Below are 25,221 nucleotides of genomic sequence, written 5' to 3'. Positions count from 1 at the left end.
ATGCTGCGACGAAAAGTGCGATGCGCTGTCGGCTACAGGTATCTTGCATATGCATTCCCTCCTTTGACGAGCACCTGTTGCGGTACTTCGCCATGCGCATCGCGCCGCCTATTTGATTAATACTTCAAATAACAATTTTAATTCGTCAAGTGCAATTTCGCGCCTTCATAGCTCTTTCCCGAACGACGCCGCTTCTAGCGATCGCAGCTCCGCTTCCGACCGGATTGCGGCAAGCGTCGCCGGCGACCTGCGGGGCGTCAGTCGCGCGATATGGACAGCCCCGCGAGAAGCGGAGCGTAGGCGGCGAGCCTGTAGGATACGAACTCCGTGAAGAGCCGCACGCGCTTCGTCTTGCGTGTCTCCCCCTGTGTGAGAAGCCAGAGCGTTCCGTACATATGCAGGTCGGTGCCCGGCACCCTCACCAATAGGGGGTCGGCATCTCCGACGAAGCACGGCAGTGTCGTGATCCCGAGCCCCTGCCGTACCGCAACGATCTGCGCCTCGCCATCCGTGGTCCGGAACGGAACGCCCGTGGTGCGAACCTCACCCTCGCCCAGGCGATATCCTGCGCACGTTGGAGCGGCGTTTCGTCATCGTTGCGGCCGACATCCGCAACGAGCGACTACAGCGTCTGCATATCGGCAATTTTGCCATGCACGCGCCGAGCCTTCTTCGCTTTGACGGCGTTTTTCAATGAGGGCTTCTTTGTCACCGCACAATCCTAATTGTAGTCCGTCACTCCCACTCGATTGTTCGGGTCCATATTAACCATCTGAATTCGTATAGAAAAAATTTTTTCGCTCAAATACTACCGGCCCGGGACCCGTCAGAAAACTACACTGCTGATATTGTTGAGGAATTTCGACCGATCTCCGCGAGCCATCTATCGGCTACTATCGGCTCTTTGCGCGCTGTTCCAGCTCCAACGCCCGAACTCAGATCGCGGCAAAAAGTACCGTCAGCGTTGGCAGTTTCCGGCGCCTACGCGAACGGGCAAGGTCTGGCCTCCATCAGAAATCCTCCACCCATAGGAGGATAGACATGACCAAGAAGCCAAGCCGCGTACGCGTCCTGATGATGTCGTATCAGGATGACGACGATAGAGACCCGGTGGGGTATTCCGGCCCCGCCACCGTGCTGACCGGGCTGCCACGAACCATCCGACGGCATGAACTCCGACTGATCGTGCCGCTCGCCGACAGCACGATCTACGAAATGGAGAAGCGCGGCGACTTTCCTCGCCGCTTCAATCTCACGCCGCGATGCGTCGTGTGGGATCTGGAGGAGGTCGAAACCTGGCTGGAGCAGCGCCGCCAGACCTATCTCGAAGGCCGAGCGAAGATCGCGCCCGGACCTGATGTCCATCAGCGCAAGACCCGGCCGGTAAGGCCGACAGGCGGTTCATCGAGCTGATACAGGGACCACCGCATCTTCGGGGTGCGGTGGTCCCATCCGCCTCCGTTGAAAGGCGGGCTACGGCGTCGTTGATTATCAGAAAAAAGATAGATATTTTCTGACATATGGATCGACCGAGTTCCTCAACTCCCAACAGGATCTTGGCGCGTGCCTCGACCGGCGGGCGAGGAAGCGTGTTTACGCCCAGCGACTTCCTGGACCTCGCCGAGCGCGCCGCTGTCGATCAGGCTCTCTCTCGTCTCGCAAGGAACGGCAAGCTGCGCCGTCTGGCACGAGGCCTCTATGATCTGCCCAAGCTCCATCCCAGGCTCGGGCCGCTTTCCCCCGACCCGAACGATGTCGCAAGCGCTTTGGCGCGGGAGACAGGCTCGCAAGTGCAAATCGCCGGCGCCGGTGCGGCCCATCTGCTCGGGTTGACGACCCAGGTGCCGGCTCAGAGCAACTATCTGACCAACGGCCCGTCTCGGCGGGTTGTCCTAGGGAAGCGTGTAGTCGACCTGCGACATGCCTCGCCCAAGCATCTGATCCTGCCTGGAAGCGCGGCAGGCACCGTCGTGCAGGCCCTTCGCCATCTCGGTCCGACACGAGCCGGTGACGTCATTCGGATCGCTGCCCGATCATTGTCTGCCAGCGACAAGAAGAGGCTGGGCACGTCGATCCGCCAGGCGCCGGCCTGGATGCGGCCGATGTTGCTGACGATCGCGGCAGTTGAGCTCGATGTTCGGTAAAAGAGGCTTGCCTGAGCCGACGCCGTACTATCCTTCCTGGCTGTCGACATCGCCCTCCGGCGCGAAGGCGTCCATTCCCGAAACCTCAGCGGCAATCGTCGCGAGCTGCAACTGGGCGTCCATCTTCTCCAGCCGCTGCCGGGTCCATCCGATGAAAGCATGAATCGCGGACGCTTCTTCGGAGATTTGGTCAGCGGGAAGCGTCGCCAGAAACGTCCGTAGCCGATCTCGCTCCTCCGCCTGCGCGAGCTTGCGATCGAGATATTCCACCCGCTGCTGTTCGAGCTTGGCAAGCCGCGCCTGCTCGGCGCGCCGCTGCCGAGCGATCTCCTCGAGCCGCGCCCGTTCCCGTGCTTCTTCCCGCTCCACCTTCCTGCCGGCCGCGAATGCGGCGAACGAGACCAATATCTCATCGATCCGGCTGTCGATCTTGCGTGCGCGGGTGTCGGCGAACCGCCGCTGGGCGTTTTTATACCGTGACCAGCCGGCGATCTCGATCACCATCTCCCCGGTTGGCGTAAAATCATAATAGGGAATGGAGGGGCGCTTATCCCAGTTGTCCCAATCATTGCGATGGCGGGCATCCCAGCGCTCTCGCTGGCGGGTCTCCTCGTCCGTGGCGATATGAAGCGAACGGCGGATTGTCTGATAGACGTTAAAGCCGATTGCTTCATCGTCGACGACCATCTCGAGACCCTCGCGTCCAGCTTCGAACCGATGGCCACGGGCCAAAGCGTTGTGGACCAGTGCGTTCAAGAAGGCGCCAACACGATCAAGCGTGTCGGGGTGTGCGCGGATCCGAAAGACCTCCCCGCCAAGACCGGTGATCGCGCCGTTGCGATCCGGCTCGGCCTTCCCTGCTGCGGCAAGCGTCTTGGCGACGAGCGGATGCAGCTTCTCCGGTATGGCTACAGCTTCCACCGGCTGTCTGGCGACCGCGATCGCCGCCTCGATCGGCGCGGGCGTCGGCGGCTTGGCGCGTGCATCGATCACGATGCGATCGCTCACGCCTTTTGGCGCAGCGCCCAGCGGCTTACGCTTGACCGGGCGCCCGGCATGCAGCCGTCCCCAATAGGTGGCGTCCGGCAAGGGGATGGCGTGCTTCACGCATTGCTTGCGCAGCGCCACGTCGGAGATGCCGAGCTCAGGCGCCGCCTTGGATACGGCACGTTCCCAGATCATGTCGTAAAGCTGCTGCCGGGTGAGAACATGCCGCTCCTGCTGGAATTCTTAAGCTCAGCGCGCTATATGACTATCTACATGGTCAGGAACGTGACATGAATGCGATCAATCTGGCAGATGCCAAAGCCCATCTGAGCGAGTTGGTCGACCGGGTCGAAGCGGGCGATTCGATCGATATCACCCGTCGCGGCAAGCCGGTTGCGCGGCTCACCGCCGTGGCCAGGCCGCGCAAGCCGATCGACGCCGCGCTGCTCCAGTCGCTGACGTCAGCGATGACGCCCCAGTCCCAGAGTGCCGCCGATCTCGTGCGGTCGATGCGGGATGGCGATCGCTACTGATGCTGTATCTCGACACGTCGCTGATCGTCGCGGCGCTCTCCAACGAAGCGATGACGCCGCGCGTTCAGGCCTGGCTGGCCGAGCAGGATCCGGCGCAACTCCTGATCAGCGACTGGACCGTCACCGAGATGTCGTCAGCCTTGGCGATCAAGCTGCGGACCGGGCAGATCAGCCTGGAGCAGCGTGCTGCGGCCCTCGCCATGTTCAACAAGCTCGTTGCCGAGAGCTTCACGGTGCTGAGCGTGACGGGCGGACAGTTTCGGGCGGCGGCGAGGTTTGCCGACCAGCACACCTTGGGGCTTCGCGCCGGCGATGCGCTGCATCTCGCTGTCGCTTCGGAGCATGGCGTCACGGTGCACACGCTCGACCAGCGGCTCGCCGAGGCCGGGCCGGTGCTCGGCGTGCCGGCGCAGTTGCTGGCATGATCTTGGCCTTCTCCAGCTTGGCCGGCCCGCTCGGGAGCCGCCATGGCCGGTGACTGGTCCGACGAGCAGAACGACGCGGTCGTGGCGGACTATTTCGCGATGCTTGGCGATGACATCGCCGGGCGGCCCTACAGCAAGGCCGAACATAACCGCGCGCTGCAGGCGGTGATAGATCGGCCCCGCGGCTCGATCGAATATAAGCACCAGAACATCAGCGCCGTGCTCAAGGGGCTCGGGGAGGACTGGATCCCAGGCTACAAGCCGGCCTTCAATTTTCAGGCCTCGCTCGTCGATGCGGTGGTGCGCTGGCTCCAGCGTCATCCAGCTTGGCTCGCACCGAACGCGCGGATGGCGATGGGTCCGTCGCAGTCAGTGCTCCGGGAGGAAGCAATGCTGTGGATCGGACCGCCACCGACGCACAGCAATGCGCCGCCGCCCGACGAGCTCGAGCAGATGACCGTTATCGCTCGAAAGTACGATGTGGCGGAGCGTGATACCCGCAACCGGGCTCTGGGTCGCGCTGGCGAGGAGCGCGTCCTCGCCCATGAGCGTGCCACCCTGCTCGTCGCCGGCCGGACCGACCTCGCTGAGCGCATCCGCTGGGTGTCGCATGTCGATGGCGATGGTGCCGGCTATGACATCCTGAGCTTCGACGCCGACGGCCGCGATCGGCTGATCGAGGTGAAGACGACCAATGGCTGGGAGCGCACGCCGTTTCACATCACGCGCAATGAGCTGGCCGTCGCCGAGGAGCGGCGCAGCGATTGGCGGCTAGTGCGGTTGTGGAATTTCGCGCGGGAGCCAAAGGCGTTCGAGCTTCGGCCGCCGCTGGAGGCGCATGTGTCGCTGATGGCGACCAGCTATCAGGCGAACTTCTTATGATGGGCCGATAGCAGCCCTACAGCGTTGACGCTACGAACTGACAGCCTGACCAGTACAACCTTCACTGCGTGGCTCTACGACCAAGCGTAGGTCATGATCTTTTTCCAGCGCAACGATGCAACGCCATGCTTCACGGCATAGGACGCTCCCAACGTGCAGGCATGCAGATGGAATATCCGCGCGTTCCTGACGAGCGCCGTCATTCGCGGTTCGCCACCGGGACGCTCTTCAATCAGGAAAACATGCAATACATCATTGGCTTGATCCTGGCCGATCAGTTCTGTGACCGCGAGGACGTACCGGCTCGGAATCACCTTGGCTTTTTCCAGATCACGCGCACCGTCAATCACTTCACTTATCGCCTGTTGGTAGAGCGTGTTGGCATAGTCGCGCACTGGGTCGAAGCGACGCGAAACTGCGCGGCCGTTGAGGCTCGCGATCCAACCATCGAACGTGACCGCCATGGGGACTAACGGCCTGAGTAGCGTCCCTTGGGAGATCGCCCGCTTGCGCTCGGCTATCCAATCTTCGAAGCGCTCGCCTAGCGACACATCCCCCGGCATTTGTGCGCGAAATTTGCTCCATTCGTTGCGATCGAGTTCAGGAAAGATGAGCCCGACCGTCGGGCTTGTTTCAATTCCGGTGCTGTTCAATCGCGGTCGGCCGTTGACGTAGAAATCGTAGCTGTTGCCGAGCGGCGGCGCAGGTTTGACGAATGTCATGCCGCCGAACTCGAATTCGGTGTCCAGGATCGGGCCCTTGGTCATGTCAGCCGACAGGCCATTAATGATGGCATCGGTCATTGCGCGCTCCGCGTAGCCGTGAAATGCATCGCGAAGAGCGTCGTATTCGGGGAAGGTCCGATCAAGGGAGATCGGCACATAATCGATCGGCCACAACGCGAAGGTATCGAAGCCGTCACTATGGACGTAGGCGCCGGCAACGACGACGCCGTCGATATCGTCAGTGTCGTTCCGGGCACGTCGGCCAACCATTTGAACGATCTCGTCGTGGTCTAGCGCGGTGTTGGCGTTGTTGACGAGCATCATGATCGATCGCTTCGTTTCGGGGAACTCGGAGCGGGTTTGAACGAGCTGGCCTTTCGCGCTTTTGACCGCACCTTTGATCGGGCCTTCCATCGCTCGATCGTAGGCACGCTGTCCAATCAGATCGAGACGTTGGCGATCTAAGACGTGAACGGGCCGATCCGGCTCGAGCGTCGCGAATAGGCCAGCCAGCTTCGCCTGCCGCTCGACTTTGCTCAGACCTTCATCGTCGAGAATCTTCAGTTCGATCACGGCATCGCCGAGAATGTAATCGGCGTTTCGCGCGGCGCGTCGATCATGATCGGGATACGCGCGCCGGCCTCCTGCGAGCTCAAAGATGTCGTTGAAGACACCCTCGGTGAGAGGCCGAATGCGGGTGGTCGCGAAATCTAGCATGCGCCGTCATTCGAGGACGATGCTGCGTCTGGGGCTAGCGGTCGAACCGCAGGCATGAGATCGCGCCAGACCTGAGGCGGAACGGTAGCCGGTGGCAACGACAGGCTGTGAGCACGATGGGCCAATGTCCGAGCCGGACCGCGGACAGCGCATCATAGTGCGTGTTGGCGACAACCTCCTCGAGCACGAATTCAAGCGTATCCTGCGTGCCCGCCGTAACTGGAATGCCGGTCAGCGCGGCACCGTGATTGTCGCGGCCGAGATAGAGATTGTCCTCGCTATCCTCGTCCGGCAGCCAGGTTTGGAAAGTGCAATGTCCGAGCGACTTGGCCTTGAACTTGGCCAACTCATCAAACAGTTCCTGCTTGCTCCGCGCGGCCGCCCACAGGGCGAGCATCGGGTATAGAATACTGCCCTCGGTTGAACTCTGACGATATTCATCGCTGCGCTCGGACGGATGGTCAGCCAGATCCCAATAGGAATGGCTCGTGATCGGGTAGCGGCCATGCACGTTGAACGCGAAGATTGTGCGTTTCGCCAGCTCTTCGGCCCACTCGTCGATTGCGCCATGTGCGCCGGGGCGGCATGCGAGCAGCGTGAAGGCTAAGCCAATGTCGATCGCCTGCCAATCACCGATCGGCGACAGCAGCGCGCGGTTGTTGCTCACCATCTGCATCAGCTGCTGGCAGAGCTGATCGACCCGCTCGACCGTCGTTTTGGTGGCGTCGGCCATCGTCGGCGAAAGGCTCTGTAGATAGTCGTTGCTGAGAACGACCGGCCCGTTCGGCGGCGCAAGCTGCCATACCAGCCACAGCCCGCGTAGCGATAACCGCCCAACCAGCTCGAACAGCTTGAGATTCACGTCCAACGACGCATGCGAATCTACCGCCGAGGAAATCGCGTGCCGGACATCGGCGTTCGGCAGGATTTTCGCCTCGAACAGCTCGTCCCAGATCGTGAAATGCAACTCGACCAGCTCGTTGAGGACCAAGCCTGCAGCCTCGGCCGACTTACCTGAGCGTGGAACATCGCTTTTGAGGAGGTGCCAGACCTCCAGCAACGCACGTTCGCTGGCGCGATACGGCGCCTCGACATTGTCAGCTTCGCGTGCCCAGACGAACATGATCCACAGGCAGATGTTGATCAGCCGCGCCTGCGACAGCCGGGCGGCCAGAGTCGCACCAGGATTTTCAGCCAGAGCGCGCAGAAGCCACCCGAAATGATCGAGTGCGATATCGGGCTCCTCGACCATCGCCACGCTCTTGCGCAAATGGCTGCGCAAGGGCGCCGGCAGAAGTCCTTCACGCAAGATGCCGTCGAGGATCACGTCGGCGAGCCGGTCGCCATTCCATTCCTCATAGCTGATCTGCTCGGTGGTGTTCCGGTTCATATAGCCGGTCACTTCGGCGCGAACCTGCTCGTCGATCGCGCCGCCGAAGGTGAGGCAGATCGCGATCGGTAGCGCTGCATATTCGGGCGGAATCCGGCTTGCGATATAGTGGTCGAGGATCTCGTCGAGCGAAGGTCTCAGGCTTTGCGGCGAGGCCGTGTTCCATTCGGCGCGGTCGAGATCGCCCGACTTGACCGAGAAGAGATGAACGCGACGAACCCCGTCGCGTCCGATGCCGACCGCAGCGACATCGACGCCATATTGGCGTGTGCCGCGGGCGGGTCGCGAATAGACGGTAAAGCCGAGTTCGGTCAGCATATCGGGCAGCACGGCGTCGAGCTCGCCGCGCTCGCGCAAGGAGGCGAGGTATTCGCGGATGACGAGCTTCATGGCTTTGCCACCCGCATCGCGCGGAACACGCGCAGCGTATAGTCGAGATCGAACGGCTCGAGAATGTCGAGCCGCGGTGCCTCGAAGCTGTGGCTGATGCTGTGCAGCTTCATTTCGTTGCGCTGCTTCTTGCCGTCCAGCCCTTCGAAATAGCTGATCGAGCGGTTGCCGTAGAGGATCACCGAGCGGCTCACGATCGACATGAACACCGACTTCTTCTCGGCTTGTTTGTGCGCCTGGCGCATCGATTCATGCTGGCGGTGGTTTTCGATCAGCCGCTCGCGCTCCGACGGGCGCAGCTCCTTGATCCGGCCCGCCTTGCGCAACCCCTCAATATACGCCTCTAGCCGGGTGAGCAGCTCTGCGATGACGGGCTGTGCCGGGTCGCTCGCATCCTTGGCGCGTTCGCGCAGCCAGTCGGCCAGTTCCCCCGAATAGTTGATTAGCAGCGGGTCAAAGAGAATGTCCGCCATTACCTTGCGCGGGGCCTCGGCGGCGCCGCGAATGAGCCCGAGGACCAGCGAGGCGGCTGTGATCGCGTGGATGAACAGATAGCCGATCGCACGATGGGCGAGCAGGATCATGTCTGCGTCCGATAGTCCAAATGCGGTACCACCGACTTTGAGTACGAGTGGCGCATCGCCATGATGGTCGCCGACAAGCGACATGGTCGCCTGGCCAAGGTTCGGATCGAGCGAGAGCAGCCAGCCGATCGCCACACCCGCGAGTTCATCAGGGGCGAGCTGGAGCACCGCATTGGAAAAGCCGTCGAGCGCTTCGAGCGAGACAAGCTCGTCATGCGTGGCGATCAGCGGCGAGATTAGAGCGAGCGCTTCATTGAGCCGTCCGTGCCTCACCAGCTTGCCGCCGGCGGCATCGATATTCTCGATCGTGCCACGATTGCCGATCGCGACCTTTTGCATGATCGTCGTCAGGCCCGCCACGATGGCCGCCGAAAGCTCCTCGCCGTGGAACATGAGTTCGAGCGAAAGCTGGTGGATTGCCTGATCGCCGACCCGTGGCATGGCGGCATCGATCAGCGCAACAGCCGAAGCTTCCATGTCGGGATGCACACGCGCTATCTCGCATATCGCAGTCAGAATATGACCGAGATTATTGTCGTCGGCAGTGGCGATGGCGGCGGTGAGTGCATCGGCCGCGCGACTGCGCGCCTTCGCAGTGGCAAGCGTAATTGTACCAATCGCCTTGGCTGCGGCCGAGCATGCAGGTGCCGCCGGGCCGGCGAGATAGGCGATTGCTTCGGTGAGGGCATCGTCGGGAGCGTTTTTGGCGAGCGCCTGGAGACCAAGGAACACATAGGCCGCATCTTCGGGGTCTTGTTCGTCGATCGTGGCAAGTGTTGTCCGCGCCCGATCGCCTTGTTCGGCCCAGGTCCGGAACGCTCCATTAGGCATGCCGGAGGCCCCGTCATTACCAGCGCGTGCGACCAGCGCCTTCACCGCCGCGAGCATCACGGGCACTTCAGCCTGGAGCGCGGGGATGAGATCGCAATAGACATGCATGGCGGTGAAGAAGTCGTGCTGGTTGATCAAGGAGCTGGAAATCGTGCGTGCGGGTTCGAGTACATCGATCGTGCCGTCATTATGGAGCTGCACTAGCGTCGCGCGAAACGCTTTGCCGATTTCGTCTGTGCGATGCCGGCGCGTGCGCTCGACGAAAAGTTCGGGAAGCGTTCCCGCGCCCTGGCGCTCGATGATATCTTCCCTGTCGGCCATTATCCCCCGCGTCACGGCCTGAGAATGCCGCTCCCTCGAGATAGAAGATACGTCGCCAAATTTCATCGGTCGATAGGCGACGGAGTTGCTCCGCATTGCGGCATTTGGCTTGACTACTCAGAGGCTGCGACTTTGACGCTCCCCTTGGATGGTGGATGACTGGGTATTTCGGCTCCGCGAAACCCAGAGCAGTTTTTTTGAAAGGCATGTGTTCAGAATAGTAAATCGTAAGGCACAACAGTAGCATTGCTCTTGAATCAAGAGGGCCAACTAGAGGGGCGAGGGAATGAGTTCGGCAGAGGCCGAGGAAAGCGAGAGCCAGCCGACCACCCGGCCGCTCCACCTGCTCACGACAGACATCCTTCTAGCAGACCTGATTTCGGGTCGCACCATCGCAACCAGCGAAGGACACTCGCTCACGTTGGATACCGAACACGCCCGCTCGGTACTGAACTGGTATAGCCGCAACAGACCCAAGTGGGCTGGCAATGTGATGGTCGCGGACTGCGAAGCGCTGATTGATGCCATCGCAGCCGTACCGCCGCAGCTGCCCGCCCCAGGCACAGTGGGCGCTACCAACATCAAGCATCTCAAGCTGGTGCGATTAGTCGCGCACCGCTTTGCGGGCCTGCACGCCTACGGCACGGTGAGTAACGCGCCCGCCGACTTCATCTTTGAGCCGGATAAGCCGATCACCCTGTTCGAAGGTTGGAACGGCTCGGGTAAGACCTCACTCGCCAACGCGATCATCTGGTGCCTGACTGGCCAGTTGCTTCGGCCACAGCGGCTGCCCGAAGCCGGCGACAAGGAGTTCGATTGTGTCATCGAGCATGGTGAAGAAGAGCTGAGTGCCCATGCGATCAGTCCCGTCACGCCGCTGCCGCACGCACAAGATTGGACACCAGACGCCGCTGCCAAGGTGATCCCAGCCGACACCTGGGTTGAGCTTACCTTCGCCGATGCAGCGGGCACTATCCTTCCTCCGGTTCGCCGCACCCAGTCTCGCAAGCCGAACGGCAAGCTGACGGAGGTCGCTCCCGATCCCGCCTCCCTTGGTGTCGATCCAATTGCTTTTCGCCTCGGCACGACCATGCCCGGCATCCTGCCGTTCCTGCAGATCGGCAGCAGTTCCGAGCTGGGTCTCGCCATCGCGAAGCTGACTGGACTCGCCGACCTTGTTGAGCTTGCTCGGCATGCGGGACGCGCGTCGACACGGATCGGCGGCGCGATCCTGACTGAGCGGCAACAGGAACTCGAGCGCATTGAGGCCGACTTCGTCGTCCACCGGACCGACCTTACCGAGCGCATCGAAGAGTTCCCGGCGATGCGTCCGGCAGATGCGTTGCCGTCCACCGGCGACGAGGACGTCCCCGGTGCGCTGAACCGGCTCGTGAGTCACTTCGACAGGCTCAAGGCCGACGGTCTCGCCGACGCGCGCAGCGTCCTTGGCGAGTCCTTCAACCCCGAGGACGCCAGCCAACGCAAGGATCTGGAGGACTGCGTCGGTCCCGCCACCGAGCAACTCCGTCTCGTGCGCACGCTGCCTTCCATCGACCGGATCGGCAAGCTCAAGCTGGATGACGCGTCAGTAGCCTCCGTGCGCGAATTGCTCGCGGCGTTGCGGAGCGAAGCAGCGGAGTTGGCCGAACTAGCTGCGAACCCCACTTTGGCAAAGCGCACGCAGCTATATGCGCGTGTCGCGGCTTGGATGGCTGAGCACCGAGTTTCCCACGAGGACAATTGTCCAGTGTGCCGCCATGACCTCTCTGGCGTGGTGGATCCCGAGACTGGTACAGCCGTCGCCGTCCATCTTGCACAGCTGCGCGATGGCAGTGCGGCAGTTGCCAAGGCAATTGGGCAGTGGGCGAGCGACTGGTCAGGTACGCTCGCCCGCGACTTGCCTGAACAACTGCGCACTACGCTCACGCGTGACCTGCCGACGTGTCCGGCTGATCTGCTGCGCGCCGGGCTCGGCAACGAGCTCTTTGGGACGGAGCCGTTCAGCGGCACCCTCGCTGCACTCAGGCCACTTGCCGACAAATTGATTGACGAGGCGACTGCAGGACTACCGTCTTTCGTTGAGCCTGAGATCACCCGCTTCCGGAGAGGGTAGCCGAGAAGGCTGGCCCACTTGCAAAAACGATTGAAAAGGTCGAGCGCGCTCTGGCCTTCAGCGATTGGATGGTCACGAATCCCGGCGTGCTGCGCGCGGCGCTGGACGCCGTGCGTGGCACCGCCGGCGACGGCCCGGGCAAACATGATGCGGCGAGAACGTCTCTCAGCGCAAACCTTGAGCGCTTGAACGTAATCGTGAAAGGTGTCGCGCCGATCAGTGCGGCGGCGGTATTAGTCCAGCGAATGCGGACCAGCCTTGATGCGAGGGCGCAGCAGGTCAGACGCATTGCCGCCTGCCGCGATACCGCTCGAGCGCTTGACGCCATCGTGCCAGTGGGAGCGTTAGCTCAAGATCAGGTTGAAGGCCTGCGGAGCCAGCTCCACGATCGTGCGGAATATTGGCGTGATCAGATTTACCAGAATGCCAGCTCCTTCTCCCCACGCCCACAAGCCTCGGGCATGAACGCGCAAGGCGTGATCGACATCCGTGTAGGGCGCGGTACCGTTCAGGCGCCCGCACAACATGTCTCAAATGCCTCGGCACTGCGCGCAGCACTCACGGGCTTCTACTTGGCCTTTCGCGAGCACGTTCTTGCTACCAGCGGCGGATTGACGACGCTTGTTCTCGACGATCCCCAGGATCTGCTTGATTACGACAATCGCCAGCGCCTAGCCCGCGCGATTAGCCAGCTCGCTAATTGCGGCGCTCAGATCGTTGCCACCACACACGACCGCAGCTTTGCACGCACCGTCGTTCAGGAGGCGCGTGCCGCCGACCTCATCGCTCACCGCGCCGTGCACCCGGTCAACGTCTCCCGCGCTACGCTCGAAACCTCACTCGCTGTGGACGAGCTCGACCGCAAGCGCCAAGCCTTCGTCTCCAATATGGATGGCGCCCCCAAGCGCAGGACTACGCCAATGAGGCCCGGATATTTATCGAGGCGCGGTTAGGCGACCTCTTTGACGATCCGGCTTATCCTGCACATTCCGCACCCACGCGCGCGCCGACATTGGTACCCTTGTTTGATCGTCTGCGCGCTCTGGTGGGCAGTCGATCGAACGAATTGTTCAAAAGCCCAATCCTAGCCGCATTCTGCGCCGATCCCGCGATGGCCACCGGCGCCGAGGCGCGGCGCATCCTAAACCAGTCCCACCACGACAAGGCATCCATCAGCTACGCGGATGTCGAGCGCGTCGACGTCGACCTGAAACGCTTGCGCGTTGGCGTCGAGCGGGTGCACGGTGAGTTCCGGCGCTACCGCTGGCGCGAGCCCCTTACGCCCGAGGCGCCGAGCAATGTCGTGGTGCTCAATCCAGTTCAGGTTCTAACTTTCAACGTGCCGGTCAGCCAGGACATCGCCGCCTTTACGGGTCATCTGCCATCGGGCGGGAGCCAAGCCGGAGACGACGAGCAGTTGTCGAGCGTATGGTTCGACGACAAAGCGCTTTTTTACATCCGTTACGATACCATGGGTTTCGCCATTCCGTCCGGGTCAATTGCAATCGTAGAGGCCACGGCCAGCGCGGCGCGCGATCATAGTATTGTGGTGGCGAGGCGCGGGACCCAAACCTTCGCACGACGCTTGCTCCGGCCTCGTAACGGCGAAGGGTTCTCCCTCGCCGCCGAGGCGACCGATCCGCGCCGTAGCCGCCCGACGCTCGCTTTCGAGGATCACGGCATCGACACCCATCGCGTCGTCGGAGTTCTCTTCAGCCACCTGCCTCCGCCGGAAGGCCGCGAGGAGGCGAGCGAAATATCGAGCGATCCGATCCTTGCGCGGGTTGAGGTTGCCTATCGCGTCCGGGAGGAAAGCGCAGTGCCGCTGGCACTACCCGGACAGATCATCCTTGGCGGAGGGGTTCTCACGGCAGCTGACGTGGCGGCAATGGAGGGTCGGATCGTGGCACTGACCTTGAGCGACGGCAGCAGCATCCTTAAGCGTGTCGGCTCTCAGGTTTCGTCGGCGCTTCCCTATCTCCGCCAATTCGAGACGATTGGTGGGCTTGGGGATTCGACGGTCATTGCCATTGAAGCAATCGAGGGTGCGCCGGACGTGCCGGTCATGGCGTACGCGCGTCCGATCATCGGAGTAATCTACGACCACTGACCATGTCGGACGAGGACGAATGGCCGATCGCTACCGCGCCTTTAAGGATCTTGCCGCCAATGAGAGACACGGGATCGACTATTGCATCCGTGTCGAGGACCGTGGCACGCCTTCCGTGATCCTAGCGCCGCACGGCGGATGGATCGAGCCCGGCACGTCTGAAATCGCTGAGGCAATTGCGGGAACCGACCTTTCCTTCTACTCTTTTGAGGCGTTAAGAAACGGCTCGCACGGTAATTACCACATAACCTCGCACCGTTTCGACGAGCCAAAGGCCATTGAGCTTGTGGGCAAATCCTGGAATGCAATTGCAATCCATGGGCGGCAGAACGAGGGGAGCGAGGCGGTCTGGTTAGGGGGCCGCGCCATCGTCCTGTGTAGCGCGATAGGTACTTCGCTGCGTGACGCCGGCTTCGATGCCGAACCCAACAAAAGGCTTCCCGGCCTCGAACCGGCGAATATCTGCAATCGGACACTTTCTGGCGAGGGAGTGCAGCTAGAGCTTTCTCGATCACTGCGCCAGCGACTCGCGAGCGACGCACATTTGCTCCGAGCCTTTCGCGATGCCGTTAGAAGCGCGATCATAACTTCGCCGACTACCTGAACGGACAGCTACTCGGCAGCGACGTAATTGGCATTGAATGGCGGCAAAGCAGGCCCGCCTATGTGCACGCTATTCTACGCTAGAACCCCCTTACCCTTTGAAGACGCTTTACTTCGCCCGAGGGAGGCTCACAAATCGGAGGAGCAAATTTTGAGAGGGAAGCCGATGCCGCTCGACGGGATTCGGGAACTGACGAAATGGCGGCGGCACGGCGGCGAAGACCACCGCCGAAACTACGCTATTGCCGCCGTTTGTATCCGTCACTCCCACTCGATTGTCCCCGGCGGCTTCGACGTATAGTCGTAGGTCACCCGGTTGATGCCCTTCACCTCGTTCACGATCCGCGTCGCCACTCGCGACAGGAAATCGCCGGGAAACTGGAAGGCTTCGGCGGTCATGCCGTCGGTGGAGGTCACCGCACGCAGCGCCAGTACCGAATCATAGGTCCGCCCGTCGCCCATCACCCCGACGCTGCGCACCGGCAGCAGCACCGCGAACGCCTGCCAGATCGCGTCATAGAGGCCGGCGTTGCGGATCTCCTCGAGGTAGATCGCATCGGCCTTCCTGAGGATGTCGCAGCGCTCCTTGGTGACCTCGCCGGGGATGCGGATCGCGAGACCCGGACCCGGGAAAGGGTGGCGGCCGACGAACGCCTCGGGCAGGCCGAGCTCGCGGCCGAGTTCGCGGACCTCGTCCTTGAACAGCTCCCTGAGCGGCTCGACGAGCTTCATGTTCATCCGCTCGGGCAGGCCGCCGACATTGTGGTGGCTCTTGATCGTCACCGACGGGCCGCCGGTGAAGCTGACGCTCTCGATCACGTCCGGGTAGAGCGTGCCCTGCGCGAGGAAGTCGGCACCGCCGATCTTCTTCGCTTCGCCCTCGAACACGTCGATGAAGGTCTTGCCGATGAACTTGCGCTTGGCTTCGGGATCGGTGACGCCGGCCAGGCCCGACAGGAACAGCGTCTCGGCGTCCACATGGACCAGCGGGATGTTGTAGCTGTTGCGGAACAGACTCACCACCTGCTCGGCCTCGCCGGCGCGCATCAGGCCGTGGTCGACGAACACGCAGGTGAGCTGGTCGCCGATCGCCTCGTGGATCAGTACCGCCGCCACCGCCGAATCGACGCCGCCGGAGAGGCCGCAGATCACGCGGCCCTTTCCCACCTGCGCGCGGATCTCGGCGATCTTGGTCTGGCGGAACTCGGCCATCGTCCAGTCGCCGGGAAGGCCGCAGACGTGGCGGACGAAATTGGCGAGCAGCTTGCCGCCGTCCGGAGTGTGGACCACCTCCGGGTGGAACTGCATCGCGTAGATGCGGCGCGCGTCGTCGGCGATTACCGCGAAGGGGGCGCCGGAGCTCTGCGCGACCGGGCGGAAGCCGGGGGCGAGGCTCGTGACCTTATCGCCGTGGCTCATCCACACCTGATGGGTCTCGCCCTCGGTCCAGAGACCGTCGAACAGCGCGCAGCCGTCGACGATCTCAATGAAGGCGCGGCCGAATTCGCCGCTGTCGCCGAGCACCACCTCGCCGCCAAGCTGGTGCGTCAGCGCCTGCTGGCCGTAGCAGATGCCGAGGATCGGGAGGCCTGCGTCGAGGATCGGCTGCGGAATGCGCGGGGAGCCCTCGTCGAGCACCGAGGCGGGGCTGCCGGAGAGGATGACGCCCTTGGGCGCCATCCGCTCGAACGCGGCCTCGGCAGCGGTGAAGGGGGCGATCTCGCTGTAGACCCCCGCCTCGCGCACGCGGCGCGCGATGAGCTGGGTGACCTGGCTGCCGAAGTCGACGATCAGGATGGAATCAGGGCGGGCGTCCATGTGCGGCGGTTAAGGAGACGCGGCGCGGCTGTAAAGGCGGCATGAAAACCCTCTCCCGTTGGGAGAGGGAGGGGCCCGCTCAGGCGCAGCCTGAGTGGGAGGGTGAGGGTGACCAACGCTGGCCGCAGTCACCCTCAGCCTCCCGCGCCTTCGGCGCTCCTTCCCTCTCCCACTGGGAGAGGGACAGTGATCACTTCACCTCCAGCCCCGTCCACTTGGCCGCGAAGGCCCAGAGGTCGGCGGTCTCCTCGATGATCTTGTCGGTCGGCTTGCCCGAGCCGTGGCCGGCGCGTGTCTCGATACGGGCGAGGTGCGGCTTGGGGCCGATATCGGCGGCCTGGAGCGCGGCGACGTACTTGAAGGTGTGCCCCGGCACCACGCGGTCATCGGTGTCGGCGGTGGTCGCCAGGATCGCCGGATAGGTCACGCCCGTGCGGATGTTGTGATAGGGCGAGTATTCATAGAGCGTGCGGAAGTCGGCCTCCTTCGACGGATAGCCGTAGTCGTCGACCCAGTAGCGCCCGGCCGTCCAGCGATCGAAGCGCAGCATGTCCATCACGCCGACCGCGGGCAGCGCCGCCGCGAACAGGTCCGGCCGCTGGTTGACCACGGCGCCGACCAGCAGGCCGCCGTTGGAGCCGCCCTGGATGGCGAGCTTGTCCTTGGTGGTGACGCCCTGAGCGATCAGGAACTCGCCGGCGGCGATGAAGTCGTCGAACACGTTCTGCTTGCTGGCGAGACGGCCCGCATCGTGCCACGCCTTGCCGTACTCGCCGCCACCGCGCAGGTTCGCGACCGCGAACACCCCGCCCTGCTCGACCCACGCCATCTGCTTGGGCGAGTAGGCGGGCGTCAGCGAGATGTTGAAGCCGCCATAGCCGTAGAGGATGGTCGGCGCGCCGCCCTTCAGGTCCAGGCCCTTCCTGTGGAACACGAAGATCGGCACGCGGGTGCCGTCCTTCGAGGTATAGAAGTGCTGCGCGACCTCATAGTCGGCGGGATTGAACGCGACCTTGGGCGCGGCCCAGACGTCGGTCTTTCCGCTGGCGACGTCGTAGCGATAGATCGTCGACGGCGTGGTGAAGCTGGTGAAGGCGAAGAAGGTCTCCGGATCGTCGGGATCGCCGATGAAGCCGCTCGCCGCGCCGATGCCGGGCAGCGCGACCGTACCGTCGGGCTTGCCGTCGAGCGTGTAGCGGCGGACCTCCGTCTTCACGTCGGCGAGGTAGCTGAGCACCAGCTTGCCGCCGACCAGCGACGCGCCATCGAGCACCGCCTTGTCCTCCGGCACCACCTCATGCAGCGGCGGGACCGCCGAGCGGGCGTAGAGGTTGGTCGAGACGACCCGCAGCCGCGGCGCGTCCTTGTTGGTCGCCCAGAAGAAGTTGCCGCCCTGGTTGCCGATGTAGCTCCACTCGTTCTCCAGCCCCTTGAAGATGGTGCGGGGCGTGGGATTGGGCGCGGTCAGGTCGACGACCGCGATCTCGTAGCGGTTGTCGGTGCCCTCGGCGGTGGTGATGACCAGCCACTTGCCGTCGTCGGTCACCTGGGCGGTGTGGCCGTACTTCGGGTGATCGGGCGTCGCGTAGACCAGCCTGTCGGCCGACTGGGGCGTGCCGAGCTTGTGGAAATAAACCTGCTGGTTCTCGTTGAGCGCCTGGAACTTGGCGCCCTCGGCCGGCGCGGCGAAGCGCGAGTAGTAGAAGCCGGAGCCGTCCTTGGCCCAGGACAGGTTGGAGAACTTGACCCATTCGACGGTGTCGGCGGCGGGCTGGCCGGTGGCGACGTCGAGCACCTTGACCGTGCGCCAGTCGGTGCCGCCGTCCTGGATCGAGTAGAGGACGTAGCGGCCGTCCTCGCTCGGCACCCATTCGCCGAGCGCGGTGGCGCCGTCCTTGGACCAGCTGTTGGGATCGATCAGCACACGGCCTTCGCCGGCGAGATCGTCGCGGACGTAGAGGACCGACTGGTTCTGCAGGCCGGAGTTGTGGCTGTAGAAATAGCGGCCGCCCTTCTTCACCGGCGGGCCGAAGCGCTCATAATCGTACAGCGCCTTCAGCCGCCGGCGGAAGACGCCGCGGCCGGGAAGCGTCGCAAGATAGGCGTCGGTGACCTTGTTCTGCTCCGTCACCCACTGGCGCACCGCGGGGTCGGTGCGGACGTCGTTCTCGAGCCAGCGATAGGGATCGGCGACCTTCACGCCGAACAGCTCGTCGACCTGATCGACGCGGCGCGTCTCGGGATAGTGGATGGAGGGCATGGTGTCCTGGGCTGATGACGGAACGGAAAGGCAAAGGAGCGGCAGAGCTAGGAGCAGGGCGCGGCGCATCAAGGTCCCTCGAAAATGAAAGAAGGCCGCAGCCTATCGGCCGCGACCTCCTTCACAAGCCTGAAATTGCCAAAGGGCTTACGCCGCCTCGTCGAAGTCCTCGTCGCCCGTCACCGGGCCCGAATCCTGGCCCTTGGCCGAGACGTCGCGATCGACGAACTCGATGATCGCCATCGGCGAGGCGTCCGAGGCGCGGATGCCGGCCTTGATGATGCGGGTATAGCCGCCGTTGCGGTCGGCGTAGCGGGCCGCGAGGACGTCGAACAGCTTAGTGAGCTGCGCGTCGTCGAGCAGGCGGCTGTGCGCCAGGCGGCGGTTGGAGAGGCCGCCCTTCTTGGCGAGCGTCACCAGCTTCTCGACATAGGGGCGAAGCTCCTTCGCCTTGGCGAGCGTGGTGGTGATCTGCTCATGCTTGATGAGCGCGGCCGCCATGTTGCGGAACAGGGCGGCGCGGTGGGCCGAGGTGCGCTGCAGCTTACGGCCGCCGACACGATGACGCATGGTTCTCTTCCTTCGTTCGTTAACGGGCCGTCTTACGGAACCCGAGACCAGGTGACCGTAAGGCCGTCACCGTCGCCGTCTTCAAATCCTCCCCAAGCTTGCTCAGGGAGGAATGACTTAGCCCAGAATCTCCTGCTCGAGCTTCTTGGCCATTTCCTCGATGTTCTCGGGCGGCCAGCCCGGGATTTCCATGCCGAGGCGCAGGCCCATGCTGGAGAGCACTTCCTTGATCTCGTTGAGCGACTTGCGGCCGAAGTTCGGCGTGCGCAGCATCTCGGCCTCGGTCTTCTGGACCAGGTCGCCGATGTAGATGATGTTGTCGTTCTTGAGGCAGTTGGCCGAGCGCACCGACAGCTCGAGCTCGTCGACCTTCTTGAGCAGGAAGCGGTTGATCGTCGCGGTGTCGCCGGCCGGCTCGGCGCCAGCCGCCGGAGCGGCGACGCCGATCGGGGCCGCGCGGGCGACCGCCGAATCGTCGAAGTGGACGAACAGCGCGAGCTGGTCCTGGAGGATGCGGCCGGCATAGGCGATCGCGTCCTCCGGCGTCACCGTGCCGTCGGTCTCGACCGTCAGCGTGAGCTTGTCGTAATCGAGCTCCTGGCCGACGCGGGTGTTCTCGACCTTGTACGAGACCTGGCGCACCGGAGAGTAGAGCGCGTCGACCGGGATCAGGCCGATCGGCGCGTCGGCCGGACGGTTCGACGTGGCGGGGACATAGCCCTTGCCGGTGTCGGCGGTGAGCTCCATGTTGAGCGTCGCGCCGTCGTCCAAGTGGCAGATGACGAGATCGGGGTTCATCACCTCGATGTCGCCCGACACGGCGATGTCGCCGGCCTTGACCTCGCCCGGGCCGGTCGCGGAAAGCTGGAGGCGCTTCGGCCCCTCGCCCTGCATCCGGATCGCGATCTGCTTCACGTTGAGGACGATGTCGGTCACGTCCTCCCGCACGCCGGCGAGCGACGAGAATTCGTGCAGCACGTTCTCGATCTTGATCGAGGTGACGGCGGCACCCTGGAGCGACGAGAGCAGGACGCGGCGCAGCGCATTGCCGAGCGTCAGGCCGAAGCCACGCTCGAGCGGCTCGGCGACGAAGGTCGCCTTGCGCTTGCCGTCGCCGCCCGGCTTCTTCTCGAGACCGGTCGGCTTCTTGAGTTCCTGCCAATTCTTTGCGTTGACGGACACGGGCTTCCCCTATGGTTTTGGGCGGGAGCTGTGGCCACAAGCTCCAGCCAGTGAAGATGCCGGCGCAGCGCGATCAACCGCGCGCCGGCGACGGATAACTTAGACGCGGCGACGCTTGGAAGGGCGGACGCCGTTGTGCGGGATCGAGGTCACGTCACGGATCGAGGTGATCTGAAAGCCCACCGCCTGCAGCGCGCGCAGCGCCGATTCGCGGCCCGAGCCCGGACCCTTGACCTCGACCTCCAGCGTGCGGACGCCGTGCTCGGCAGCCTTGCGGCCCGCATCCTCGGCGGCGACCTGGGCGGCGTAGGGGGTCGACTTGCGCGAGCCCTTGAAGCCCATCATGCCGGCCGACGACCAGGAGATCGCGTTGCCCTGCGCGTCGGTGATGGTGATCATCGTGTTGTTGAAGCTGGCGTTCACATGGGCGACGCCGGCGGTGATGTTCTTGCGTTCGCGACGGCGAAGACGCTGCGGTGCTTGTGCCATTGGGTTAAATCCTGACCCTTGAATACTGAGACCGAGAGGCTGCCTGCCTCAGACCTGCCTCCGGCGGAGAAGGAGTGCGCGAAAGCGCCCCGCGCTTTCGCGCTTACTTCTTCTTGCCGGCGATCGGCTTCGCCTTGCCCTTGCGGGTGCGCGCGTTGGTGTGCGTGCGCTGGCCGCGGACCGGCAGGCCCTTGCGATGGCGCAGGCCGCGGTAGCAGGCCAGGTCCATCAGCCGCTTGATGTTCATCGCGGTCTCGCGGCGGAGGTCACCCTCCACGGTGTAGCCGGCATCGATCGTCTCGCGGATCTGGAGGACCTCCTGATCCGTCAGATCCTGGACGCGGCGCTCGGGCGCGATGTTCAGCTTCTCGGTGATCTCCTTGGCCTTGGTCGGACCAATGCCGTGGATATATTGAAGCGCGATCACCACGCGCTTGTTGGTCGGGATGTTGACGCCCGCAATACGTGCCATGAAAGTTGTTCTCCCAGCTCCACGGGGCCGGCATGGCTGGCTGGCCCCATCTCATCGCGTTGCATCCCGAAACGCGAAATTCCGGCGAGCGCACAAGAGCGCCGCCGGAGCAACCGGTGTTTCGGAATGACGCGCAAATACGCGTTGGGGCGCGTCGAGTCAAGCGGCCGGTGCCGCCCCGGCACGCCGGCCCAGCCATTTGCGGAACGCGACGCCGGCCCACACCAGCTCGACCAGCCCGAACGGCCAGGCGCCCTGAAGGAATCCGTAGGCCGAGCCCAGCAGGCAGGCGGCCGCGAACGCAAGCGTCCACCACGCCGAACGCGCCTCCAGCGCATAGCAGACGAGCATCGCGGTGACCGCGGCGAGGCCGAACAGGGTGAGCAGGTCCATGACGGGCGTGATGCATCAACAGGCGTTTCCATGCTACTCCGCTCGCGGAGAGCGGAGGAACGGGATGCCGCGACCAAAGCCTGTGATCGCAGCCGTCATGCTTGCCGTGATCGCGCCGGCCGAGGCGCAGGTGCAGCAACTCGTCGATCCCGACTTCCGCCCGAGGGTGGCGAAGCCGGTCTATGCCGCCGCCGGACCGGTGGTGGCGATCGACCAGGCGCATCGCAATACCCACAGGATCGACGGGCAATATGCACCATTCGCAGCGCTGCTCGCCGCCGACGGCTATCGCGTGCAAGCCAGCGCCGAGCCGTTCGACGCCGGGGCATTGCATGGCATCGACGTGCTGGTGATCGCCAATGCCCGGGCGCCGGATGATGCCCCCGCTTTCACCGGCACCGAAGAGGACGCGCTCCGGCGCTGGGTGGAGCGCGGCGGTTCGCTGCTGCTGATCGCGGATCACGCACCGTTGGGCACCGCCGCTCGGACGCTCGCCGCCAAATTCGGCGTCGATATGGGACTCGGCTACGTCGCAGTCGCCCCGCCGCAGGCGCCGAGGCTGTCGACACAACTCGTGTATGAAGGCAATAGGCTCGGGCGGCATCCGATCATTGCCGGCCGCAACGCCGGCGAGACGCTGCGCAAGGTCCGCACTTTCACCGGCCAATCGCTCGGCGTGCCGGCGGGAGCGACCGCGCTGCTGATCATCCCGCAAGGCGCTGTCGAAGTCGCGGACACCAATGCGCTGCAGGCGTTGAGCGAGGGCAAGACCGTCGCCACCAGGCCGGTCGGCGGACGGGCGCAGGCGATCGCGATGCCATTCGGCAAGGGGCGGGTCGTGATAACCGGCGAGGCGGGCATGTTCTCCGCCCAGCTCATCCGCGCGCCGGGCAAGCCGGACATGCGATTCGGCATGTCGGTGCCGGGTTACGACGACCAGCAGTTCGCGCTGAACGTCATGCACTGGCTGACGCGGGTGATCTAGCGTCTGATCATCTGGCTTGAAGTAGGCGTTCCCCTTCGCCGGGGAACAGATTCGAACCGGCCGAATCCGACTCTCGAGGATCCGTCCCCTCAATCGTCACCCTCGAGGCCGAGGCCTATCCGGTCGGCAGCACGATCGTGGCGATCAGGCCCGGCGCGTTGTCGCCGAGTTCCAGCCGGCCGCCGTGGAGGCGCGCCACCGCCTCGACCAGCGCGAGGCCGAGGCCGGCGCCGGGCTTGCTGCGCGCGGGGTCGAGGCGGCCGAAGCGGCGGCGGGCCTCGGCCTGCTGCTCGGCGGCGATACCGGGGCCGCGGTCCTCGACCTGGAAGCGGATCTCGCCCTCCCCCGCCGTCAGCCGCAGCACGATCCCGCCGCCGTCGCCGGCATGGCGCAGCGCGTTGTCGACGAGGTTGGCGAGCGCCTGCGACAGCAGCTCGCGATGGAGCGGCAGCGGCGGCGGCTCGGCATCGAGCGCGAGGCGGAGCGTCACCCCGTCCTCCTCCGCCAGCGGCTCGTAGAGCTCGGCGAGCGCGGTGAGCAGCTCGGCGGGGGCGGCCTCGGCGAAGCTGGTGCGGGTGGCGGCTTCCGAGCGGCTGATCTCCAGCAGCACCGCGAGCATCCGCGTGACGATCTCCGTCTCGGCGACGAGGCCGGCGAGCGCGGTGTCGCGCTGGGCCGGGTCCTCGGCGGCGAGCGCGGCCTCGGCACGGGCGCGCAGGCGGGCGATGGGAGAGCGCAGGTCGTGGGCGACGCTGTCGGTGACGATACGCAGCTCGCCCATCAGCCGTTCGATCTTGTCGAGCATCGCGTTGACGCGGCCGCCGAGGCGGTCGAAGGCGTCACCCTGCCCCGCCGCCACCGTCCCGTCCGCCACGGCGACGCGGCGGGCGAGATCGCCGGCGGCGACGGCGTCGGCGGTGGTGGCGACGGCGTCGATGCGGCGGGTGACGTAGCGGGTCAGCACGAGGCCGCCGGCGATGCCGAGCACGCACGACAACAGCATCGACAGGAAGAGCGCGCGCTCGATGGTGCGTTGAGCCGTCTCCCAATCGTCGAGCTGGCGGCCGCTCACCAGCCAGCCGGCGCCGATCCGGCGGGCGATGAAGCCCGCCTCGCGATCCGACCAGGGGCCGACAGCGGCGAGCCGATCGATGCGGAAGCCAGGTTCGGCCAGCGTGACGTCGAAGCGGTCGGGGCCGGCCCCGGCGAGCCTTTTGCCCTTGCGGTCGACGACCGCGGCGACGAGCGAGCCGTCGTCGGCGGCGCGCGCCTGCTCGATGGCGACGCGGAGCGCGGCCTCGCCGGCACGGTGCTCGACGGCGGCGAGCGATTCGGACTGCTCGACCGTGTCGCGCCTGAGCTCCTCGATCGCGTCGTCGTGGGTGGCGTGCCAGAGGAAGGCGACCGGCACGAGCCCCGACACCAGCGCCAGCAGGATCGCCGCAAGCGCCATCCGGGCGGTGGTGGAGAGTCTCATCGAGCCGTGACCCTACGCCGTTCGCCCTGAGCTTGTCGAAGGGCGATCGTGCCTCAAGCGGATCGTATGCGGCGTTCGCCCTTCGACAAGCTCAGGGCGAACGGGGGAAATCGGCACAAATGTTCAAACCGCCGCGAGCTTGTAGCCGGCGCCGCGGACCGTGTGCAGGAGCGGCGTCGGGAAGCCCTCGTCGATCTTGCGCCTGAGGCGGGCGATGTGGACGTCGACGACGTTCGAGCCGGGATCGAAGTGGTAGTTCCAGATCTTCTCGAGCATCATCGTGCGCGTCACCACCTGCCCCGCGTTGCGCGCGAGATACTCCAGCAGGCTGAACTCGCGCTGCCCGAGCGGGATCGGACGGCCGGCGCGGGTGACAGTGCGGGCGAGCAGGTCGATCTCGAGGTCGCCGACATTGAGCCGCGCCGCCGGGGAGCCGGCCCTGCGGGCGTCGGCGCGGCGCAGCAGCGCCTCGACGCGCGCGAGCAGCTCGGAAAAGGAGAAGGGCTTGGTGAGATAATCGTCGGCGCCGGCCTTGAGGCCGCCGACGCGGTCATCGACCGAGCCGAGCGCGGACAGCACTAGTGCGGGCGCGGCGATGCCGGCGGCGCGGGCGGCGCCGATCATCGCCAGGCCGTCGAAGCCCGGCAGCATCCGGTCGACCACCAGCACGTCGAACGTGCCTTCGCTGGCGAGGAACAGGCCGTCGCGCGCGTCGTTCGCGATCTCGACCGCATAACCGGCCTCGCCAAGTCCCTTGGCAAGATAGGCAGCGGTGGAGGCGTCGTCCTCGACGACCAGTATCTTGCGCGTCATCCGGCGC

The 25,221-nt window shown here is 64.5% G+C and carries 24 protein-coding genes; 10 read left to right on the top strand and 14 right to left on the bottom strand.

What is annotated here, in order from left to right; all coding sequences use genetic code 11:
• Nucleotides 1-257: 257 nt before the first annotated feature.
• Nucleotides 258-557, bottom strand: coding sequence for a LysR substrate-binding domain-containing protein (locus ACMGER_RS16000; protein WP_436813556.1), 300 nt, complete (start codon nucleotides 555-557; stop codon nucleotides 258-260).
• Between the two features lie 484 nt (nucleotides 558-1,041).
• On the opposite strand from ACMGER_RS16000, the gene ACMGER_RS15995 reads away from it, so the two are divergent.
• Together ACMGER_RS15995 and ACMGER_RS15990 are read left to right on the top strand one after the other, a co-directional pair.
• Nucleotides 1,042-1,413, top strand: a complete 372-nt coding sequence (locus ACMGER_RS15995) for a helix-turn-helix transcriptional regulator (protein WP_436813155.1) — start codon at nucleotides 1,042-1,044, stop codon at nucleotides 1,411-1,413.
• A 107-nt stretch (nucleotides 1,414-1,520) separates the two neighbouring features.
• Nucleotides 1,521-2,144: a DUF6088 family protein gene (locus tag ACMGER_RS15990; RefSeq protein ID WP_436813154.1), complete on the top strand. Its 624-nt coding sequence runs from the start codon at nucleotides 1,521-1,523 to the stop codon at nucleotides 2,142-2,144.
• A 27-nt stretch (nucleotides 2,145-2,171) separates the two neighbouring features.
• Here ACMGER_RS15990 and ACMGER_RS15985 read toward each other — a convergent pair whose 3' ends face one another.
• Complete coding sequence (locus ACMGER_RS15985; protein ID WP_436813153.1) at nucleotides 2,172-3,326, bottom strand: hypothetical protein; 1,155 nt, start codon at nucleotides 3,324-3,326, stop codon at nucleotides 2,172-2,174.
• Between the two features lie 95 nt (nucleotides 3,327-3,421).
• Between ACMGER_RS15985 and ACMGER_RS15980 the strand changes: the two genes are divergently transcribed.
• The 3 genes from ACMGER_RS15980 to ACMGER_RS15970 are packed head-to-tail and all read left to right on the top strand — an operon-like array spanning nucleotide 3,422 to nucleotide 4,971.
• Nucleotides 3,422-3,664: a type II toxin-antitoxin system Phd/YefM family antitoxin gene (locus ACMGER_RS15980; RefSeq protein ID WP_436813152.1), complete on the top strand. Its 243-nt coding sequence runs from the start codon at nucleotides 3,422-3,424 to the stop codon at nucleotides 3,662-3,664.
• On the top strand, nucleotides 3,664-4,089 hold the full coding sequence (locus tag ACMGER_RS15975; protein WP_436813151.1) for a type II toxin-antitoxin system VapC family toxin: 426 nt from the start codon (nucleotides 3,664-3,666) through the stop codon (nucleotides 4,087-4,089). Before ACMGER_RS15980 ends, ACMGER_RS15975 begins: the two co-directional genes overlap by 1 nt.
• 42 nt (nucleotides 4,090-4,131) lie before the next feature.
• Nucleotides 4,132-4,971, top strand: a complete 840-nt coding sequence (locus tag ACMGER_RS15970; RefSeq protein ID WP_436813150.1) for a protein NO VEIN domain-containing protein — start codon at nucleotides 4,132-4,134, stop codon at nucleotides 4,969-4,971.
• Between the two features lie 74 nt (nucleotides 4,972-5,045).
• On the opposite strand, the gene ACMGER_RS15965 is transcribed toward ACMGER_RS15970, so the two are convergent.
• From ACMGER_RS15965 to ACMGER_RS15955, 3 genes are read right to left on the bottom strand one after another with little or no spacing between them, the layout of a single operon-like run.
• Nucleotides 5,046-6,413 (bottom strand): hypothetical protein, encoded by a 1,368-nt coding sequence (locus tag ACMGER_RS15965; protein ID WP_436813149.1) that lies wholly within the window; start codon nucleotides 6,411-6,413, stop codon nucleotides 5,046-5,048.
• A gap of 34 nt (nucleotides 6,414-6,447) precedes the next feature.
• Nucleotides 6,448-8,193, bottom strand: a complete 1,746-nt coding sequence (locus ACMGER_RS15960) for a hypothetical protein (protein ID WP_436813148.1) — start codon at nucleotides 8,191-8,193, stop codon at nucleotides 6,448-6,450.
• Nucleotides 8,190-9,929, bottom strand: a complete 1,740-nt coding sequence (locus ACMGER_RS15955; protein ID WP_436813147.1) for a hypothetical protein — start codon at nucleotides 9,927-9,929, stop codon at nucleotides 8,190-8,192. The genes ACMGER_RS15960 and ACMGER_RS15955 overlap by 4 nt, the downstream gene beginning before the upstream one ends.
• Nucleotides 9,930-10,215: 286 nt before the next feature.
• Here ACMGER_RS15955 and ACMGER_RS15950 point away from each other — a divergent pair, with 286 nt between their 5' ends.
• From ACMGER_RS15950 to ACMGER_RS15935, 4 genes are all read left to right on the top strand, one after another.
• Nucleotides 10,216-12,042: an ATP-binding protein gene (locus tag ACMGER_RS15950; protein ID WP_436813146.1), complete on the top strand. Its 1,827-nt coding sequence runs from the start codon at nucleotides 10,216-10,218 to the stop codon at nucleotides 12,040-12,042.
• Nucleotides 12,043-12,110: 68 nt separating this feature from the next.
• Complete coding sequence (locus ACMGER_RS15945) at nucleotides 12,111-12,995, top strand: ATP-binding cassette domain-containing protein (protein WP_436813145.1); 885 nt, start codon at nucleotides 12,111-12,113, stop codon at nucleotides 12,993-12,995.
• Nucleotides 12,996-13,153: 158 nt separating this feature from the next.
• The gene (locus tag ACMGER_RS15940) at nucleotides 13,154-14,152 is read left to right on the top strand and encodes a S24 family peptidase (protein ID WP_436813144.1); all 999 of its coding nucleotides are present in this window, start codon (nucleotides 13,154-13,156) and stop codon (nucleotides 14,150-14,152) included.
• A gap of 19 nt (nucleotides 14,153-14,171) precedes the next feature.
• A complete protein-coding gene (locus ACMGER_RS15935) occupies nucleotides 14,172-14,756 on the top strand; it encodes a poly-gamma-glutamate hydrolase family protein (protein ID WP_436813143.1) in 585 nt (194 codons plus the stop codon).
• A 260-nt stretch (nucleotides 14,757-15,016) separates the two neighbouring features.
• Here the strand turns inward: ACMGER_RS15935 and guaA are convergent, their stop codons facing one another.
• The 7 genes from guaA to ACMGER_RS15900 form a co-directional block, all read right to left on the bottom strand.
• Nucleotides 15,017-16,573 (bottom strand): glutamine-hydrolyzing GMP synthase, encoded by a 1,557-nt coding sequence (gene guaA / locus ACMGER_RS15930; protein ID WP_436813142.1) that lies wholly within the window; start codon nucleotides 16,571-16,573, stop codon nucleotides 15,017-15,019.
• Between the two features lie 190 nt (nucleotides 16,574-16,763).
• Nucleotides 16,764-18,902, bottom strand: coding sequence for a prolyl oligopeptidase family serine peptidase (locus ACMGER_RS15925; RefSeq protein WP_436813141.1), 2,139 nt, complete (start codon nucleotides 18,900-18,902; stop codon nucleotides 16,764-16,766).
• A gap of 78 nt (nucleotides 18,903-18,980) precedes the next feature.
• Entirely contained in the window at nucleotides 18,981-19,403 is a 423-nt protein-coding gene (rplQ, locus tag ACMGER_RS15920; protein WP_436813140.1) for a 50S ribosomal protein L17, read from the bottom strand.
• A 117-nt stretch (nucleotides 19,404-19,520) separates the two neighbouring features.
• Nucleotides 19,521-20,585: a DNA-directed RNA polymerase subunit alpha gene (locus tag ACMGER_RS15915; protein ID WP_436813139.1), complete on the bottom strand. Its 1,065-nt coding sequence runs from the start codon at nucleotides 20,583-20,585 to the stop codon at nucleotides 19,521-19,523.
• Nucleotides 20,586-20,684: 99 nt separating this feature from the next.
• Nucleotides 20,685-21,074: a 30S ribosomal protein S11 gene (rpsK, locus tag ACMGER_RS15910; protein WP_066579261.1), complete on the bottom strand. Its 390-nt coding sequence runs from the start codon at nucleotides 21,072-21,074 to the stop codon at nucleotides 20,685-20,687.
• Nucleotides 21,075-21,177: 103 nt separating this feature from the next.
• A complete protein-coding gene (gene rpsM, locus ACMGER_RS15905) occupies nucleotides 21,178-21,546 on the bottom strand; it encodes a 30S ribosomal protein S13 (protein WP_436813138.1) in 369 nt (122 codons plus the stop codon).
• A 159-nt stretch (nucleotides 21,547-21,705) separates the two neighbouring features.
• On the bottom strand, nucleotides 21,706-21,939 hold the full coding sequence (locus ACMGER_RS15900; RefSeq protein ID WP_436813137.1) for a hypothetical protein: 234 nt from the start codon (nucleotides 21,937-21,939) through the stop codon (nucleotides 21,706-21,708).
• A 97-nt stretch (nucleotides 21,940-22,036) separates the two neighbouring features.
• Between ACMGER_RS15900 and ACMGER_RS15895 the strand changes: the two genes are divergently transcribed.
• Nucleotides 22,037-22,924 carry a hypothetical protein gene (locus tag ACMGER_RS15895; RefSeq protein ID WP_436813136.1) on the top strand — a complete coding sequence of 296 codons (888 nt, stop codon included), beginning with the start codon at nucleotides 22,037-22,039 and terminating at the stop codon, nucleotides 22,922-22,924.
• Between the two features lie 115 nt (nucleotides 22,925-23,039).
• Here the strand turns inward: ACMGER_RS15895 and ACMGER_RS15890 are convergent, their stop codons facing one another.
• Nucleotides 23,040-24,401, bottom strand: a complete 1,362-nt coding sequence (locus tag ACMGER_RS15890; protein ID WP_436813135.1) for a sensor histidine kinase — start codon at nucleotides 24,399-24,401, stop codon at nucleotides 23,040-23,042.
• A gap of 123 nt (nucleotides 24,402-24,524) precedes the next feature.
• Nucleotides 24,525-25,214: a winged helix-turn-helix domain-containing protein gene (locus tag ACMGER_RS15885; RefSeq protein ID WP_436813134.1), complete on the bottom strand. Its 690-nt coding sequence runs from the start codon at nucleotides 25,212-25,214 to the stop codon at nucleotides 24,525-24,527.
• Nucleotides 25,215-25,221 lie beyond the last annotated feature (7 nt).

Source organism: Sphingomonas astragali, assembly GCF_051400615.1.
GTDB lineage: Bacteria > Pseudomonadota > Alphaproteobacteria > Sphingomonadales > Sphingomonadaceae > Sphingomonas.
The sequence above is the reverse complement of the archived record's forward strand: the minus strand, read 5'-3'. Positions and strand labels throughout refer to the sequence as shown.